15 protein-coding genes and 1 pseudogene are annotated in these 16576 nt (G+C 60.3%); 5 read left to right on the forward strand and 11 right to left on the reverse strand.

The window, feature by feature from the left end; genetic code table 11:
- Nucleotides 1-8 precede the first annotated feature (8 nt).
- Nucleotides 9-389 carry a cupin domain-containing protein gene (locus tag AC07S6_RS00235; RefSeq protein WP_495111468.1) on the forward strand — a complete coding sequence of 127 codons (381 nt, stop codon included), beginning with the start codon at nt 9-11 and terminating at the stop codon, nt 387-389.
- Nucleotides 390-532: 143 nt separating this feature from the next.
- Here AC07S6_RS00235 and gbdR read toward each other — a convergent pair whose 3' ends face one another.
- The 7 genes from gbdR to AC07S6_RS00270 form a co-directional block, all read right to left on the reverse strand.
- Nucleotides 533-1618, reverse strand: coding sequence for a choline metabolism transcriptional regulator GbdR (gene gbdR / locus AC07S6_RS00240; RefSeq protein ID WP_054896289.1), 1086 nt, complete (start codon nt 1616-1618; stop codon nt 533-535).
- Between the two features lie 22 nt (nt 1619-1640).
- Entirely contained in the window at nt 1641-3047 is a 1407-nt protein-coding gene (locus AC07S6_RS00245; protein ID WP_495111469.1) for an amino acid permease, read from the reverse strand.
- A 138-nt stretch (nt 3048-3185) separates the two neighbouring features.
- Entirely contained in the window at nt 3186-3926 is a 741-nt protein-coding gene (locus tag AC07S6_RS00250) for a BPL-N domain-containing protein (RefSeq protein WP_495111470.1), read from the reverse strand.
- A 110-nt stretch (nt 3927-4036) separates the two neighbouring features.
- The gene (locus tag AC07S6_RS00255) at nt 4037-5767 is read right to left on the reverse strand and encodes an OPT family oligopeptide transporter (protein WP_495111471.1); all 1731 of its coding nucleotides are present in this window, start codon (nt 5765-5767) and stop codon (nt 4037-4039) included.
- A gap of 204 nt (nt 5768-5971) precedes the next feature.
- Nucleotides 5972-6598, reverse strand: coding sequence for a glutathione S-transferase family protein (locus AC07S6_RS00260; RefSeq protein WP_060767265.1), 627 nt, complete (start codon nt 6596-6598; stop codon nt 5972-5974).
- A gap of 216 nt (nt 6599-6814) precedes the next feature.
- The gene (locus tag AC07S6_RS00265; protein ID WP_495111472.1) at nt 6815-7510 is read right to left on the reverse strand and encodes a tRNA (adenine(22)-N(1))-methyltransferase; all 696 of its coding nucleotides are present in this window, start codon (nt 7508-7510) and stop codon (nt 6815-6817) included.
- Between the two features lie 10 nt (nt 7511-7520).
- Nucleotides 7521-8234, reverse strand: a complete 714-nt coding sequence (locus AC07S6_RS00270) for a FadR/GntR family transcriptional regulator (protein WP_495111473.1) — start codon at nt 8232-8234, stop codon at nt 7521-7523.
- A 336-nt stretch (nt 8235-8570) separates the two neighbouring features.
- Here AC07S6_RS00270 and AC07S6_RS00275 point away from each other — a divergent pair, with 336 nt between their 5' ends.
- Nucleotides 8571-9920: an MFS transporter gene (locus AC07S6_RS00275; RefSeq protein ID WP_495111474.1), complete on the forward strand. Its 1350-nt coding sequence runs from the start codon at nt 8571-8573 to the stop codon at nt 9918-9920.
- Between the two features lie 19 nt (nt 9921-9939).
- Nucleotides 9940-11265, forward strand: coding sequence for a glucarate dehydratase (gene gudD / locus AC07S6_RS00280; protein WP_495111475.1), 1326 nt, complete (start codon nt 9940-9942; stop codon nt 11263-11265).
- Nucleotides 11266-11426: 161 nt separating this feature from the next.
- Here the strand turns inward: gudD and AC07S6_RS00285 are convergent.
- The 3 genes and pseudogenes from AC07S6_RS00285 to AC07S6_RS00295 all read right to left on the reverse strand — a co-directional run.
- Nucleotides 11427-12464 (reverse strand): annotated as a pseudogene (locus tag AC07S6_RS00285) (chitinase); the annotation flags it as partial.
- Nucleotides 12465-12504: 40 nt separating this feature from the next.
- Entirely contained in the window at nt 12505-13140 is a 636-nt protein-coding gene (locus AC07S6_RS00290; protein ID WP_495111476.1) for a lytic polysaccharide monooxygenase auxiliary activity family 9 protein, read from the reverse strand.
- Between the two features lie 292 nt (nt 13141-13432).
- Entirely contained in the window at nt 13433-13804 is a 372-nt protein-coding gene (locus AC07S6_RS00295; RefSeq protein ID WP_495111596.1) for an addiction module antidote protein, read from the reverse strand.
- A gap of 732 nt (nt 13805-14536) precedes the next feature.
- Between AC07S6_RS00295 and AC07S6_RS00300 the strand changes: the two genes are divergently transcribed.
- Nucleotides 14537-14842, forward strand: coding sequence for a DUF6124 family protein (locus AC07S6_RS00300; protein ID WP_495111477.1), 306 nt, complete (start codon nt 14537-14539; stop codon nt 14840-14842).
- A 60-nt stretch (nt 14843-14902) separates the two neighbouring features.
- Here the strand turns inward: AC07S6_RS00300 and AC07S6_RS00305 are convergent, their stop codons facing one another.
- The gene (locus AC07S6_RS00305; protein WP_236280748.1) at nt 14903-15361 is read right to left on the reverse strand and encodes a MerR family transcriptional regulator; all 459 of its coding nucleotides are present in this window, start codon (nt 15359-15361) and stop codon (nt 14903-14905) included.
- A 138-nt stretch (nt 15362-15499) separates the two neighbouring features.
- Here AC07S6_RS00305 and AC07S6_RS00310 point away from each other — a divergent pair, with 138 nt between their 5' ends.
- Nucleotides 15500-16528, forward strand: coding sequence for an alpha/beta hydrolase family protein (locus AC07S6_RS00310; RefSeq protein ID WP_495111478.1), 1029 nt, complete (start codon nt 15500-15502; stop codon nt 16526-16528).
- The last annotated feature ends 48 nt before the right edge of the window (nt 16529-16576 follow it).

Genomic DNA, 16576 nt, shown 5'->3' on the forward strand with positions numbered 1-16576 from the left:
GGCTCAGCATGACTCACCTACAGCAACCCGCCCAACCGATAAACCTCGCGCAAAAAGCCTCGCTCATCGACCAACAATGGAGCCCAAGAGTGGTCGCCGAAATGAACGACTACCAGTTCAAGGTGGTGCGTATCGAGGGTGAATTCATTTGGCATTCGCACCCCGAAACCGATGAAGCGTTCCTGGTGCTTGAAGGCACGCTGCGTATCGACCTGCCGGATGGCCCGGTGTATGTGAAGCCGGGTGAGTTGTATGTGGTGCCGCGTGGCATTGAGCACAGGACGGCGGCCGAGGGAGAGGCCAAGCTGATGATGATTGAGCCACGGGGCATTTTGAATACTGGGCATGAAGGCGGTGAGCGCACCGCGTTGAATGACCAGTGGATTTGAGCGCTGAGGCTTATTGCCCTCTGTAGGAGCGAGCTTGCTCGCGAAAAACGCCAACGATAACGCGTGCTTCCTGAATGAGCGCGGCGCCTGTGAATTTTTCGCGAGCGAGCCCGCTCCTACTGGCATTCGGGCAAGCCCAAGCCCTATCGCCTTTGAATCTGCACCGTAGCAAACGTCGGCTCGTCGCGCGCCTGCTCCAGTGTATTCCTGGGCTGTTGCGGGGCCCGGGATTGCCCCTCTGGCCGTAACGCAGGCGGCGGATGCAGGCGCATGTCCGAGCGCTCATCGCTGGGCGCAACGCCGAAGAAATCCCGGTAGCACTTGGAAAAATGCGGCGTGGACACAAAGCCGCAAATCACCGCCAGCTCGACAATCGAAATGGGCGTCTGCATCAGCAACTGGCGCGCACGGGTCAGGCGCAGCTTGAGGTAATAGCGCGATGGCGTGCAGTACAGGTGCTTCTGGAACATGCGCTCCAACTGGCGTCGGGACACGTGCACGTAGGCGGCCAGTTCGTCGAGGTCGATGGGTTCTTCCAGGTTGGATTCCATCAGGGCGACCACTTCTTGCAGCTTGGGCTGTTGCGTGCCGAGCAGGTGTTTGAGCGGCACGCGTTGGTGGTCGCGCTCGTTGCGAATGCGCTCGTACACGAACATCTGGGAAATCGCCGCCGACAGCGTGTGCCCGTGATCGCGGCCGATCAGGTGCAGCATCATGTCCAGCGGCGCAGTGCCGCCAGAGCTGGTAAAGCGGTTGCCATCGAGCGTGAATACGCTGGAGCTGACTTTGACGCGGGTAAACGCCTCCTGCATCGACGCCATCAGCTCCCAATGCACGCTGCACTGGAAGCCATCGAGCAACCCCGCCTGGGCCAGTGCCCAACTGCCGGTGCACACCGCGCCGAGACGTTTACAGTACAGGCGCGCCTGGCTGCGCAACCAGGCGATGAGCGCAGGGCTGATAGCCTGTTGAATGCCCACGCCGCCGCACACGATCACCGCATCGAAGCCGCGCTGGTCCTGCGCGCACGCGTCCGGGGTCACCGACACCCCATCGCTGGCCCACACCGGCTGGCCGTCCAGGCTCAGGGTTTGCCAACGGTAGAGTTCTTCGCCCGCCAATTGGTTGGCCATGCGCAGCGGCTCGACCGCACACGACAGCGATATCAGCGTGAATTGGTCCAGCAGCAAAAAGCCGATGGTCTGGCAAACAGGTGCCTCGGTTTCCATCACCGCTACCCCACGGGCGTGATCAGGACTGTTCCAGTGCCACCGGCTTGGGTGCCCGGTTGTGCTGGCGCGACGTGACCAGGCCGATAAAGGAAATCACCAACGCCAGGCCAATGGTCGAGGACACTTCGGTGCGGTGTTCCGGCGTCACCATCATCACCCCCAGGGCCAGGCAGATGAACACGATCACCAGGTAAGTCAGCCAGGGAAACAGCCACATGCGAAAGGTCAGTTCGACGTTCTGCCGAAGCAGCAAGCGACGCATACGCAGTTGCGAGATAGCGATGACCAGGTACACCAACAACGCGATGGCGCCGGAGCTGGCGAGCAGGAACTGGAACAGACCGGCCGGCATGAAGTAGCTCAGCAACGTAATGCCCGCACCGATGATGGTGCTGGCGATCACCGCCGCCCTGGGCACGCCCGCCTTCGAGGTGATTTTAAGCGCCGGCGGCGCATCGCCGCGTTTGCCCAGGGAAAACAGCATGCGCGAAGAAATGTAGATCGAGGAGTTCATGCAACTGGCTACCGCGATCAACACCACCACATCGACCATGAATTTGGCGTTGGGGATGTTCATAATTTCCAGTGCGCGCTGATAGGAACCCACGGAGGCCAACAGCGGGTCGTTCCAGGGCACCACGGAAATCACGACGGAGATCGACAACAGGTAGAACACGCCAATGCGCCAGATCACCGAACGGGTGGCCTTGGCGATGTTCTGCGCCGGGTTGCTCGATTCTGCTGCAGCGATGGTCACCGCTTCGGTGCCGATGAAACTGAACATGATGGTAATGAACGCGCCCACCACCGCCGACAGGCCGTTGGGAGCAAACCCGCCGTGTTCCTCCATCAAGCGGCTCAAGCCGCTGGCTTCGCGATCCGGGATCCAGCCCATGAGGACGCTGAAGCCCAGGCCGATAAAGCCGACGATGGCAATCACCTTGGCCATGGCGAACCAGAATTCGAATTCGCCGTATTTGGCCACGCTGAACAGATTGGTGATTACCAGCAAAACGATTGAGATCAACGCAAACAGCCACGCATCGACCTGAGGGAACCACTGATTGAGCACATGCCCGGCGGCCAACGCTTCGATGGGAATGACCAGCACCCAGAACCACCAATACAACCAGCCGATGGTGAACCCCGCCCAAGGGCCGATGGCCTGGTCGGCGTAGGTGGAAAACGAGCCGGTGTCCGGGCGCGCCACCGCCATTTCCCCCAGCATGCGCATGACCAGCACCACCAGAAGGCCGGAAAACAAATAAGCCAGTAAAACCGCCGGCCCCGCTGCGGCGATGGCATGTCCGGAGCCGACAAACAACCCCGCGCCGATGATGCCAGCGATGGACAACATGGTCACATGGCGCGGCTTGAAGCCCTGCGCCAGCTGACCGTTGGAATCGTTGCAGTTGAGGCTAGTCATTGTTTTTGTTGTTCTCGGGCGGCCAATGACCTTCACCTTAAGTGCCCGAGGCCAGGCACAAGTAGCCTGGTTACGCCACCATCGTGCCTGATATCGACATGGGGAATAGTGGCACCGTGAGGCAACGCGCGGCGTGCTCTACTCTTGCGCGCTGCGTATCAACGACCCGAACAGCTCGCCACGCGGCATCTTGCTCAGCTCGATATCGGCATTTTCAAACCATTCCCGCCCAGCTTCCGGATGCGGCCCGCTCAGCACCACCACGCCACGTTCGTAGGTGTAGCGCGCCGCCGCCACGTCGCCATTGTGGTAGGTCGCGATGACCTTGTAAGGCGCCGCGGCGCTGGCTTTGGGGAAGTAAGGGCCATCCTGATAGAACACAGAGTCGGGCTGCCCGTCCCACGTCACCCGCACGGCGGCGTCTTCAATGCCGGACACTTCAAAACCGGGGCGGCCCGCTTCGGTGTCGAGGGCCTGGGGGATCAGGCCGAGGTTGTTGTCGTCGGCCAGGTAGGCGCCCATGCACAGGCCCAGGTAGCGGCCGCCTTTGGCGACGTAATCGCGGATGGCTTCGGCACGCTCATCGCCCAGGCTGTCGAGGGCGGCCGGGATGTCCTGGCCACCGCCGGGTTGCACGTAGAGATCGTAGCGCGCCAGGGTTTGCGGGGTGATGTCGATGGGTTCGTCGGCACCGACGAAGTCGATCTGGTAATTGGGGTCCAGGCGCTGCAGGGCGGTTTTCACGTTTTCCGAGCAATCAGGGCAACCTGCCGGGCCACGGTAGATGGCGACATGGGTGATGGGGCCTGCGCCGTGTACGGGTAAAGGATGCAGCGTAGCAACGGCGAGAAACGTGGCAGCGACGGCAGGCAGTTTCATGGGCTCGGCTCAACGGTCAGTTGAATGGGTTTGATCCAGACGTGGCAGCGCCAAGCCTATAACGGTGAGCCTTTTGAATTCGTGAAGAGTTGTAAATCCAGGTCGGCCATTTATCCACTTCCCAGCATCTGCCACAACGACGCGCCCACGCCAGTAATGCTCTCACCGGCGATCAGCCCCGCCGCTGCCGTGATCGCAAAGCGCTGCGTCACACTTGGCCAGCGACAGCTCACGGCCCAGGTCATGATCGCGCCAAGGGCCATCATCAGCGACACCGACGCAGGCAAGACAAACGCCAGTCCCAAGGCTGCCGCACTGGGCAGATAGCGGGCGCGATGGGTGGGTAATGTACTGTCGAGTATGCCCAGCAGTACGCCGCACAGGCTTGCAACAGCAATGGCCCAGCGGATACTGGGTGACAGCGAATCCAGCCCGTGGGTCAGGGTTTGGGCCACGGCTTTCCAGGTGGCGACGGCCGGGGCTGGCCATTGTTCGGTGAGCAGCATGGTTTGCGGGTCGGGGATCAACGCCAGGTACGCGAATACGCCGACGACGCTGCCGACAAAAATCCCGAGAATTTGGGCGATAACCTGTTTGTGCGGCGTCGCGCCAATCGCCTTGCCCACCTTGAAGTCATTCATCAGGTCCGTGCACTGCCCCGCCGCCCCCCCAGCGGTGTTGGCGCTCATCAGGTTGATCGGCATCTGGCCCGGCGCAACGATGCCAAAACTCAGCTGGGACAGTTGTCCGATGGCGCCAATCGGCGGAATACCGGTTGCCCCCACCACCCGCGCCGCCACGGCGGCCAGGCAGATCGCCAGGGGAATGGTCAGCAGCGCCATCCCAAGGTTGATACCGAACAACAGCGCTTGCAGGCTCACCACCAACGCAATCGCCAAGGCAAACCCCACGGCAGGCCCAGGCTTGGGAACCGCCCAGGGCGTGCCGCCAGCCGCTCGGGTTAAGCGATGCAACGCCCACAGGCGAATCGCCAGGGACGCCAGGGTGGAACACACCATCAGGCTCACGCCGGGCCACAGCAGCCACTCCACCAGCGCGGCAAATTGCGGGCCGCTGCTGTCAGCGGGCAAGCTCACCAAGCCATCGGCCAACAGCCACGGCCCCAGCCCGCCCCATGCCAGCAAGGCGCCGAGCAACAGGGTCAGGCCTACGCGAATGCCGATGATGCCGCCGAACCCCAGCAACAGCAGAGAGGGGTCGGCGGTGAAGGTCAGGCGCTCCAACTGGGCGTTCGGTGACCAGCGCGGGAAGGCCCACATAAAGGTATCCACCCACTTGACCAACCCGGACAATAACGCTGCGCCGAGCAGCACTTTCAAGCGCGTGGCGGCTTCGCTGCCATGGTTGTAGATGTGCAGCAGGGTTTCCAGGGTGGCCATGCCTTCGGGAAACTTCAGCGCCTTGTCATTGAGCAATGAAGGCCGCAGGTACCACGCGATCCAGATCCCCAGGAAGCTCACCGAAAACACCCACGCGATCATCGGCAGCGCTGCCAGTTGGTTGCCGGTGAGCAAGGTATACGCCGGGATGGGCGCGACCAGCCCGCCGGAAATGATCGACGCCGCGGCAGAGGCCACGGTCTGGTTGATATTGCTCTCGTGCAGGGTCCACGGCAGGTGTTCAGCGGAACGCTGGGCCAGGCCTTGCCAGAGGCCATAACCGATCAGCAAGGCGATGATCGACATGTTGAACGACCAGCCGATCTTCAAGCCTGCGTACACGTTGGAAGGGGTGAGCAGGATACCCAGCACGATCCCGGTGATGACTGCCCGCAGGCTCAGTTCGCGCTCTACGGGCGCGATTGACGAGGTGGAGTGCATGCAGATTCCTTTCGAGAAAAGCCAGTGCCACCTTTTAAGTGAGCGCTGGGAGACTCGAAGGTTCACCTGCCGAAGCGGGTTCTGTAGGAGCGAGCTTGCTCGCGAAAAACCCAAAGGCGCCGCGTTCATCCAGGAAACACGCGTTATCGTTTACGTTTTTCGCGAGCAAGCTCGCTCCTACAGGAGGCGGTGTCGGTGGGCCCGCTATTTGGCGAACGCGTATTCCCCGCCCCGCTCCACCGCCTTGCGGTAAGCCGGGCGCGCCTGGAGCTTTTGCAGCCACGCCGCGAGGTTCGGGTAGGCCTGCAATTTGCCCTGGGCCTGGGCGACTTCGCCGATAAAGCTCATCTGGATATCCGCGCCGCTGAGTGCGTCGCCCACCAGGTACGGCGTGTGGCCCAGCACGTCATTCAGGTAGCCCAGGTAGTTGGCCAGCTCCGATTCAATCCGAGGATGCAGCGGTGCACCTGCGTCACCCAGGCGTCCGACGTAGAGGTTGAGCATCAGCGGCAGCATGGCCGAGCCTTCAGCAAAATGCAGCCATTGCACATAGCTGTCGTAGGCATCGGTGGCCGGGTCGGGTTGCAGTTGGCCGTTACCGTGGCGGCGGATGAGGTAGTCGATGATCGCGGCGGACTCGATCAGCACACGCGAGCCGTCTTCGATCACCGGGGATTTGCCCAGGGGGTGAATGGCCTTGAGTTCAGGCGGCGCCAGGTTGGTCTTGGCGTCGCGCTGGTAGCATTTGATGTCGTAGGGCAGGCCCAATTCTTCAAGCGCCCACAGGATACGTTGTGAGCGGGAATTGTTGAGGTGGTGAACAGTGATCATCGAGGCAACACCTTGGGGGATTTAGGAGAAGACTACAGCGTAGCGGTGAAGTGCCGCGAATGTCGCCAGGCAGCACCGGCCTGCACGATCGAATGTGGGAGATGTCCAGCTTTAGCGAGGCTTCGAAGGCTGCGGCATTCACGACATGGATGTTGCCTGATACACCGCTCGAAGCCTCGCTAAGGCTCCTCATCTCCCACACTGGACCGGTGGCGGTCAGGTAAGCAATTGAACGATCCACTTCACCTGCTGCACGATCTCCTGCACTTTCTGCTCGGGCACCGCCTGCCGCGCCTGTTCGAGGCTGGCCAATGTCTTGCGCTTCTGGCGCAACATCCGTTGCCATTTCGCCACAAACGCCGGGCTGCGGGCCTGCATTTGCAGCGGGCCGAAGTACAGTTGCTCGGCGGTATAGGTGACCGCCTCGGCGCGTTCGGCAACGATGATTTCGTAGTAGAAGCGGTTTTCCAGCAGCAGCTCCTCGTGCAGGATCCGGTAGCCGTTGTCCATCAACCATAGGCGCAGGGGCTGCTCGCCGCCGTTGGGTTGCAGGATCAGGCGTTCCCGGCCATTGAGGTGCGCGTTGCCGCTTTCGAGAATGTCGCGGATCGTCTCGCCGCCCATGCCGCACAGGCTGATGGCGGTAATGTCATCGCCGGCTTGGATCGCCGCCAAACCATCGGCCAGGCGCACGGTGATGTGCTGCCTCAGGCCGTTGTCGGCCACGGTACGGTTGGCCGCCTGAAACGGTGTCGCGGCCACTTCCCCCGCCACGGCCCCCGCAATAGCGCCGCGGTGTATCAGGGCCACCGGCAGGTAGGCGTGGTCGGAGCCGATATCGGCCAGGCGGGCACCCGTCGGTATGTGCGCGGCAACGCGCTCCAGGCGCTGGGACAAGGTGTGTTCGTTCAACGGTGATTCCTTAAGAGTGCCCGGAAAATCGATCCCGGCTGTTGGTCAAGTGCAGCACCATGGCCGCCCGTGCGGCGTCCGGGTCCTGGCGCTTGATAGCGTTGTAGATGGCCTCGTGTTCCAGGTTCGCCAACTGCCCCAGTTGGGCAAAGTCTGCGCCGCCGCGCTCGACGGCATTCACCTGGGTGCGCGGAATCATCGCCGTGCCCAGGTGCTGCATGATGTCGGTGAAAAACGTATTGCCGGTGGCTTCGGCGATCAGTTGGTGAAAGCGCTTGTCCTCCTCCACACAGCTGTCGTTGTTGGCCAGGGAGGCTTGGTAGTCGTCCAGTGCCTGGCGCATGTGGGCCAGTTGTGCCTCGCTCCTGCGCAGCGCGGCCAACGCCACCGCTTGCACTTCCAGACCCAGGCGCAATTCGAGCATGTTGCGCACGCTGGCGACCGTGTCCACATGCAAGCGCAGGCCCGGCTGCGTGTGCTGCTCCAGCACAAAGGTGCCGATGCCGTGACGCGTCTCCACCAGCCCCGACGCCTGCAGCTTGGACAAGGCCTCACGCACCACGGTACGGCTCACCCCATGCTCAAGCACGATGGTGGATTCGGACGGCAGTTTTTCACCCGGCTTGAGTTGCCCCAACTGGATGCGCTGGGTCAGTGCCTGGACCACACCTTGGGCCAGGTTGGCGGAACGTTTGCGCACAGGCGGTGTGCTTTTAATCGGCATCGAGACGGGTCCACGGGGTTGGGCTGGGGTGAGCTTATCACCCTGAACGCACGGGGCGACGGGTGGCGGCGAAAAACACCCAGCTTGTATGACAACACACTCATCCCACATCACCAGACTCTGTCTTCGCTTTGAGAGAAGCGCACACCCCGAGCCGTCACTAGCGGGGTAAAACCCAATAAAATCTGGCAAATAACCAAAATAGCCAATCTCAATACCGGCTTATAAGAACAAAAACAGCCCTGACAGGATTGCGGCCTTTAAAAAACAACTTGTATGATGTCTGTCAACAAAACACCAAACCCGCATAAAAATAATCAGGGGGAGTTTTCATTCGTGAAGCATTCAAGCCCAGCATCTGCCGTACCCGAAAGTGATTCAGCGCTCGCCCGCGCCGTGAGCAAAGTGAAGCGGCATGTGCTCCCACTGTTCGTGGTCATGTTCATCCTCAACTACATCGACCGGGTCAATATCGGCTTCGTGCGCACGCACATGGAGCATGACCTGGGGATCGGTGCAGCGGCCTACGGCTTCGGCGCCGGGCTGTTCTTCATTGGCTATGCGCTGTTCGAAGTGCCGTCCAACATGCTGCTGCAAAAAGTCGGCGCGCGTATCTGGCTGACCCGCATCATGTTCACCTGGGGCATCGTCGCCACGCTGATGGCGTTTATCCAGAACGAAACCCACTTCTACATCCTGCGTTTCCTGCTGGGTGTGGCAGAAGCGGGATTCTTCCCCGGCGTGATCTATTACTTCACCCGCTGGTTGCCTGGCGTGGAGCGTGGCAAGGCCATCGCGATCTTCCTCAGTGGCTCGGCGGTGGCGTCGTTGATCTCCGGGCCGTTGTCGGGTGCGTTGTTGCAGATCGAAGGTTTTGGTTTGCATGGCTGGCAATGGATGTTCGGCATCGAGGGCCTGGCCTCGGTGGCGCTGGGCTTCTTCGTGTGGTTCTGGCTGGACTCCAAACCCCATGACGCCAAGTGGCTGAGCCGCGAAGAGCAGGATGCGCTGGTGGGCGCCATCGATCAGGAACAGCGTGATCGCGAAGCCCTGACCACGGTGAAACCCACCCTCGGCAAGCTACTCAAAGACCGCCAGATCCTGCTGTTCTGCGCTCTGTACTTCTGCATTCAACTGACGATCTACGCCGCCACCTTCTGGCTGCCGAGCATCATCAAGAAGATGGGTGACCTGAGCGACGTGCAGGTCGGTTTCTTCAACTCGATCCCCTGGCTGATCTCGATCATTGCCATGTACGCCTTTGCGTCGCTGTCGGGCAAGTTCAAGTTCCAGCAGGCCTGGGTCGCGGCGGCCCTGCTGATCGCGGCGGCCGGCATGTTCATGTCCACCACCGGCGGGCCGATCTTCGCTTTCGTGGCGATCTGTTTTGCGGCCATCGGGTTCAAGTCTGCGTCGTCGCTGTTCTGGCCGATCCCCCAGGGCTACCTGGATGTGCGCATCGCCGCCGCGGTGATCGCGCTGATCAACTCCATTGGCAACCTGGGCGGTTTTGTGGCGCCGACTACCTTCGGCTTTCTCGAACAAACCACCGGCTCGATCCAGGGCGGGCTGTATGGCCTGGCCTGTACCTCGGTGCTCGCGGCCATCCTGGTGTTCTTTGCCAAGACCTCACCCTCTGCCGTACCGGCCGTGCCCAGCGGCGCCGCCATCAGCAAACCTCTTTGAACTCAGCCAGGAACGCGCCATGAATACCCCTGTCGTTACTCATTTCCAAGTCATCCCCGTCGCCGGCCACGACAGCATGTTGCTGAACCTCAGCGGCGCCCACGGCCCCTACTTCACGCGCAATATCGTGATCCTCAAGGACAGCAGTGGCAACACTGGCGTGGGCGAAGTGCCCGGCGGCGAGCGCATTCGCCAAACCCTGGAGGATGCCCGCAGCCTGGTGATCGGCCAGCCGATCGGCCAGTACCAGCGCGTCCTCAACCAGATGCGCAGCACCTTTGCGTCCCGAGACAGCGCGGGCCGCGGCCTGCAAACCTTCGACCTGCGCATCACCATCCACGCCGTCACCGCCATGGAGGCCGCACTGCTCGACCTGCTGGGCCAGTTCCTCGAAGTGCCGGTGGCCGCCTTGCTAGGCGAAGGCCAGCAACGCGACGCAGTGAAGATGCTCGGCTACCTGTTCTATGTGGGGGATCGCAACGCCACCGACCTGGCCTACCGCAACGAGGCCGATGCCGACGATGAGTGGTTCCGCCTGCGTCATGAAACAGCCCTGACCGCCGACGCGGTAGTGCGCCTGGCCGAAGCGGCCAAGGCCAAATATGGTTTCAACGATTTCAAGCTCAAGGGTGGCGTATTGAGCGGCGACGCGGAAATCGAAGCCGTCACCGCGCTGGCCGAGCGTTTTCCCGATGCGCGTATCACCCTTGACCCCAACGGCGCATGGTCGTTGAAAGAAGCCATCCGCCTGTGCCGCGACCAGCATCATGTGCTGGCCTACGCCGAAGACCCGTGCGGCGCAGAAAACGGCTACTCGGGCCGCGAAGTCATGGCCGAATTCCGCCGCGCCACGGGCCTGAAAACCGCCACCAACATGATCGCCACGGACTGGCGTGAAATGGGCCACGCCATCCAGCTGAAATCAGTGGACATCCCCCTCGCCGACCCGCACTTCTGGACTATGCAGGGCTCGGTGCGCGTCGCGCAGATGTGCAACGAGTGGGGCCTGACCTGGGGCTCGCACTCCAATAACCACTTCGATATTTCCCTGGCGATGTTTACCCAGGTGGCGGCGGCCGCCCCCGGCGAGATCACCGCCATCGATACCCACTGGATCTGGCAGGACGGCCAGCGCCTGACGCGGGAGCCGTTGAAGATTGAAGGGGGCTATGTGAAGGTGCCGGCCAAGCCTGGCCTGGGTGTGGATATTGATATGGACGCCGTAGCCCAGGCCCATGAGCTGTACAAAGGCATGGGCCTTGGAGCCCGGGATGACAGTGTGGCGATGCAGTTTCTGATCCCGGGTTGGGGCTTTGATAACAAGCGGCCTTGTTTGGTGCGGTAACTCGGTTTGAGGAACGCTCAGCGCAATGTGAGCGTGACGCAAAAAATCCGATGCCCAAACAGGCATCGGATTTTAGTCAGATCAGAAGCTTAGCGGTTTGACCTCTGGCACGTCTGCCAGAGGCCCCTTTTGCGCTACTGCCGATTGGCGATCTCCAGATCCGCCTCTTCCTGCTCCAGGCCAGAGAGATCAGTGCCATTGATCATCGGCCCATAACGGCGGCTGAACTCCCAGTTGTAGGGCACATGGTCTTTGTTGATCCCGTTGTCCCAATTCACCGACCAGGTCATCAGGCCCTTGATCGACAATCCTTTGTCGTGCAAACGCTTGAATGTATTGGTCACGGCTGTTGGGTTGATCACATAACCGGTGGCAGCCGCATCGACGTTGGCGGGCAGGCCAATGACGAACTTGTCTGCCGGGATTTTGGTAAACCCGCGCGTTCCGCTCACCAGACTTTCGGTCAGGTAAAACAGAAAGTCCTCTTTCATTGCGTCGTTGTTCTGGGCAATCCAGGCGCCATTGCCATTGTTGACCTCCTGCACCCAGATGCCGTCGCCCCCCTGGTTGTAATACTGCGGGGCGATGAAGTCGTAATAGCCTTCCAGCGCCTGGATGTAACCGACGTATTTGCCGGCGGTGGTGAGGTACGGAAACTCCGGTGCCATGCTGATGATGAAGTGTTTGCCTTGACCTGCGTAGTGGTCCTTGACCAGTTTCAAGGCGGCGGGCAGGACAGTCTTGTTGTCGGCGAAATCAATCGCGCTCTGTTCAAGATCGATATCCAGGCCATCAAAGCCATAGGTTTCCACCAGGCGGATAATTTCGCTGGCCAGTGGCTGTTCGTTGCCTTTATGCAGTTCGATGTGTGCATCGGCGCCGCCAAGGGAAATCAGCACCGCCCTGCCCTGGCTGTTCAGCACGCCCACCTGGCGACGAAACTCGGCATCGGACAGGTTGTACGGTTTGAAGGTTGGGATACCGTTGCCCTTCATGAAGGCCACGGCCACCACGTTGTAATCCTTTGGCACATCCACCAGGCTCATATTGGCGAACTGGCCACGCTGGTAGCCATCGCTCGGGCCGGCAGGCCAGTTGTGCCAGAAGCCCATGAGGATCTTTTTGCCGGCAATGCTCGGCATCAGCGAAGCGGCATCGTTGAGCGGCGATTGCAGTGAGGTAAAGTCAATCTTTGACATGTTCTAATCCTTCAGAACGTGTGGGTTTAACGGTGCGGGCTTATTTGAAGTCCACATCGAAGGCTTGATAGAAGGCGTTGCCGGTGTTGGCGACGATCCACATCAACACAATCACATGCTGGCCCTTCTTGTTGGCCGGCAGTTTCACTTCATGATTGACCTTGGCCTTCAGTTCGCCTGCATGGCTGTAGTACGGCACCTGGGTATAGAAGTCTTCAGCGAACGGCTGGGTTTCCAGTTGCGCGCGGGTGATGCGCTGTTTCGGATCCCAGCCATCCTTGGTGATCAGCCAGCGATAGCCACGGGTGGTGTGCGGCGCGGTGTATGCCCAGGTGACCTTGAAGGTCTGACCCGGCTCGACATTGAGCAACGGCCAGGTGAAGGCGCGGCCAAGTTTCTTGGCCATTTCCTCGTCGGTGAAGTTGATGCAGTCACGGGCATCGGTCTTGCCACCGCTGAGGATGACGCCGTCGGCGGGTGGAGTGACGCTGTCACTGTCGGTTTGATAAGGCGCCGGAAACGGACCGGCCGTCAGTGCCGGGAAGTTCTTGCCGCCTTCCATTTCGTTGACCTGCCAGGTTTCCAGCAGGCCAAGATCCACGGCAACTGCGCCACGGCTGGAAGGGGATGTGACACGACCATGGCGAAGAGGTGTCTGGGTTTGTGGTTTGTTCATTTTGTGACTCCATTCACTTGATTAAGAACTCTCCTTTCTTGAAGGAGAGGACCTCAACCTAACGGAGTTGCTTTTTTTTGCCACAGGCCCATTTTTCACTCATTTTCGTTTCGTGAGTGCGCCGCCCCCAAAACACTGGATATACAACCAGTAAAATGGAAAATCACCTACGCTATCAGAGGTCGATTTCCTACAAAACCAGGCGCACATCAATACAGCTTCTCTGTAAATCGCTTGATCCCGTTCGTAAGGGATGGGCCTCTGTGGACAAAAGGGACGTAGCTATTTTCAATCAAATAAACCGTCCTCTGTTTGGTCCATCAGGTTTTGCCGATGACAGCCGTTTTTTAGTGGTGGTCGCGGTAATCGGTCGCACCGTCAGTTCCACCCCCAATGCCAGCATCAGCTTCTGGACCGTCTCATAACGCGTCTTTGAGCCGCCTTTCAGGGTTTTATACAGGCTCTCCCGATTCACCCCCGCGGCTTCGGCAACCTTGTTGACACCCAGGGCCTTGGCAACCTCGGCCAGCGCCTTCATAAGGACTTGCGGGTCATGGCACGCCATGCTTTGCGCAAGATAAGCACTGATGGTTTGCGGGCTATCAAGGAAGCGCGAAGCCTCATAGGCACTGGTGCCGGATGTATCCAGCTCGAGGATCGGCATGTCCTCTGGTTTGGTCGACTTACTCATGTCATTGACCTCTCAGGGCATCGAGAATCTCTTTTGCCCGCTTGATTCCTCGGGCGTCCTGCTGATCGTATTGGTCACAGATTCAAATGTAGCCTACTGGCTACTCCCTGTAGATCCCAGTGAATTTTTAATGTCGGTGTGCACCGCCAGAAAAAATCCTAGTCCCGCCGCTGCGCAGGCAGCTGAGCAATACTATTAGCGCTTGTGTCCTCAAGACCGAAACGTTGCGTCGCGACTTAGGCATCCTCTCTGTAGGAGCGAGCTTGCTCGCGAAGAACGTAAAGATAATGTGTTCATCCAGAATGAACACGGCGCCTATGGTTTTTCGCGAGCAAGCTCGCTCCTACAGGGAGGGAGTGAGTGGGCCGGCGTTGATGTGGACCCGTCCTACAGCAAGCTGCACCGCCTTGCTCCGTTGCCTACAGTTGCGTCAGAATCCGCCGGCTTGTGCGCTTGGATGGGCGTCTCTAAGGTGGCCCGGTCGCTGACAATTCAGTGATCGGGTTTAGTAGCCCGAGGGTCAATTACACTTAGTGCATGAGCTTCATCTATCAGACGTTCCTGTCTGTGCCTGATGGTGGCTGTGCGTAGGGCGCCTTCGGGCGCGCCGGCTTTGTGTAATTCCCCGGTCTACTAACCTGCGTACAGCTGCCACCCTTTCGTTTAGTAGCGAAACGGTATCGGCCCCACTCAGGAATTACGCATATGCATAAAGTCACGCCTAACCCTCCAAACGATCCAAACCTCAAGCTTGATCACGCATTCCTTAACACCCCCGCCGAACCACCTCCCTCACCGCTGTTCAGCGTTGCCGACGATGCCAGCAGCGAAATGCTCATCGCCAACAGCTACGAAACCTTTTCCTCGGTCACCGCATTGCTGCTTGATCTGTCGGATGAACTGACGGGTAAACAGCGTGATGTCGCGTTGGCGATTCATCAGTTGAGTGAATTGGGTGTTTTGTTGGTGGACAAATTGATGGCGAGGGAAAGTGCTTCAACGGTTAGCTAGCCTTGCAGCCATCAGTCGTCATGATCGACTTCGCGACGACTTGACAGCGCCTTGCGCCGGTCAGGCCCTCGGAGCCTGGCGGGCGCTCTTTCTCTTGGAAGACGCTGGAGCCGCCCCATCCTCGCGCAGACGATCAATCAGCATCTGCGCATTCTCGGCACATGCCATGCCCTCGGGCCTACCTTCGATGCCCTTGATGACGTTCAACAACTGAGCCTTGTTGTGAGCCAGCCGTTGTTGCAGGACCTCGATTTCCTCGACCTTGTGCTTGAGCCCGATGAGCAGCTCGTCATGCTGCCAACCACCGGCACTTCTGGGCATTAACTGCCGGATTTCCTCCAGAGAAAAACCTGCCGCCTGGGCACCCTTGATGATCTCCAACACCGCCTCGGTGCCGGGAGCATAGTCCCGATAGCCGTTGGATTTACGCGCAACCGATTGGATCAGGCCGCTCGCCTCGTAAAAGCGGATGCGTGAGGCCGCCAACCCGCTGATTTTTGCCAGTTCGCCTATTCTCATGTCCCATCCATAAAAACCATTGACCTTGAAGTTGACTTTAAACCTAAAGTCATTGGGCGGCCAAGGCGCCCGTTACCCTCTACCTGAACGGTCCGTTTCAGTTCATGCTGCGCCCTTCATTTCAAGGACGAAAAACGCATGAAAGCCCCCCTCGCCGCTCTGCTGCTGATGTGCCTGAGCGCTCCCGTATTCGCCGGCGACAACCCCGTCGGCTTCCAAACCACCACCTTGCCGGACACCCACAACAACCGCCCGCTGGAAATGGCCGTGTGGTACCCCGCCACTACCACCGCGCAACCCAAACTGATCGCCGACAACCGGGTGTTCATTGGTGTGCTTGCGGTACCTGATGCCGCTCCGACGCCCGGCAAACATCCGGTGGTAGTGCTCTCCCACGGTTACGGAGGCAATTGGGGCAAGCAGGCGTGGCTGGCCAGTGCGCTGGCCCGGCAGGGGTATATCGTGGCGGCGGTGAACCACCCGGGTACTACCAGCCAGGATCGCAGCGCCGAGGCCGCTGCTCAGTTGTGGCAACGGCCCAGGGATTTAAGCCGGGCCATCGATGCGCTGTTGGCCCAGCCCGAGCCATTCGGTGCGGTGGATAGCGGGCGGATCGCGGTGATAGGCCATTCCCTGGGGGGCTGGACGGTCATGGAGAGCGCGGGGGCGCGTTTTGACCCGGCGTTGTTTGCCCGGGACTGCGACGCCCATCCGACGTTGGTGGCGTGCAAGGCCTACCGTGAGATGAACCCTGAAGGTACGCCGAGCGGGAAGGCTCAAGTGGCCGCGGACTTGCGTGACAAGCGCGTGACCGCTGTAGTGTTTCTGGACCTGGGCCTGTCGCGCGGCTTTACCAATGCGAGCCTGGCGGCATTGCCGGTGCCGGCTCTGGTGATCGCCGCCGGTGTGCCGTCAGCGGATTTGCCGGCGCAGATGGAATCCGCCGACATGGCCAAGCGGCTGCCAAAAACGTCGACACAGTACGTGGAGATCCAGGACGCCAACCACTTCAGTTTTATGTCCCAGTGCAAACCGGGGGCGGCAGCGGTGCTTGACGCTGATGTGCCCGGCGACAGCATCATTTGCCAGGACGGCGAAGGCGCGCGGCCACGGCCCGTGATCCAGCAGCAGATAACCACGCTGATCACCCAGTTCCTGGCGCGCTGAGCCCGTGGCGAGGGAGCTTGCTCCCGCTGGAGTGCGCAGCGCTCCCAG

This window comes from Pseudomonas sp. GW821-FHT07B01 (assembly GCF_059419065.1).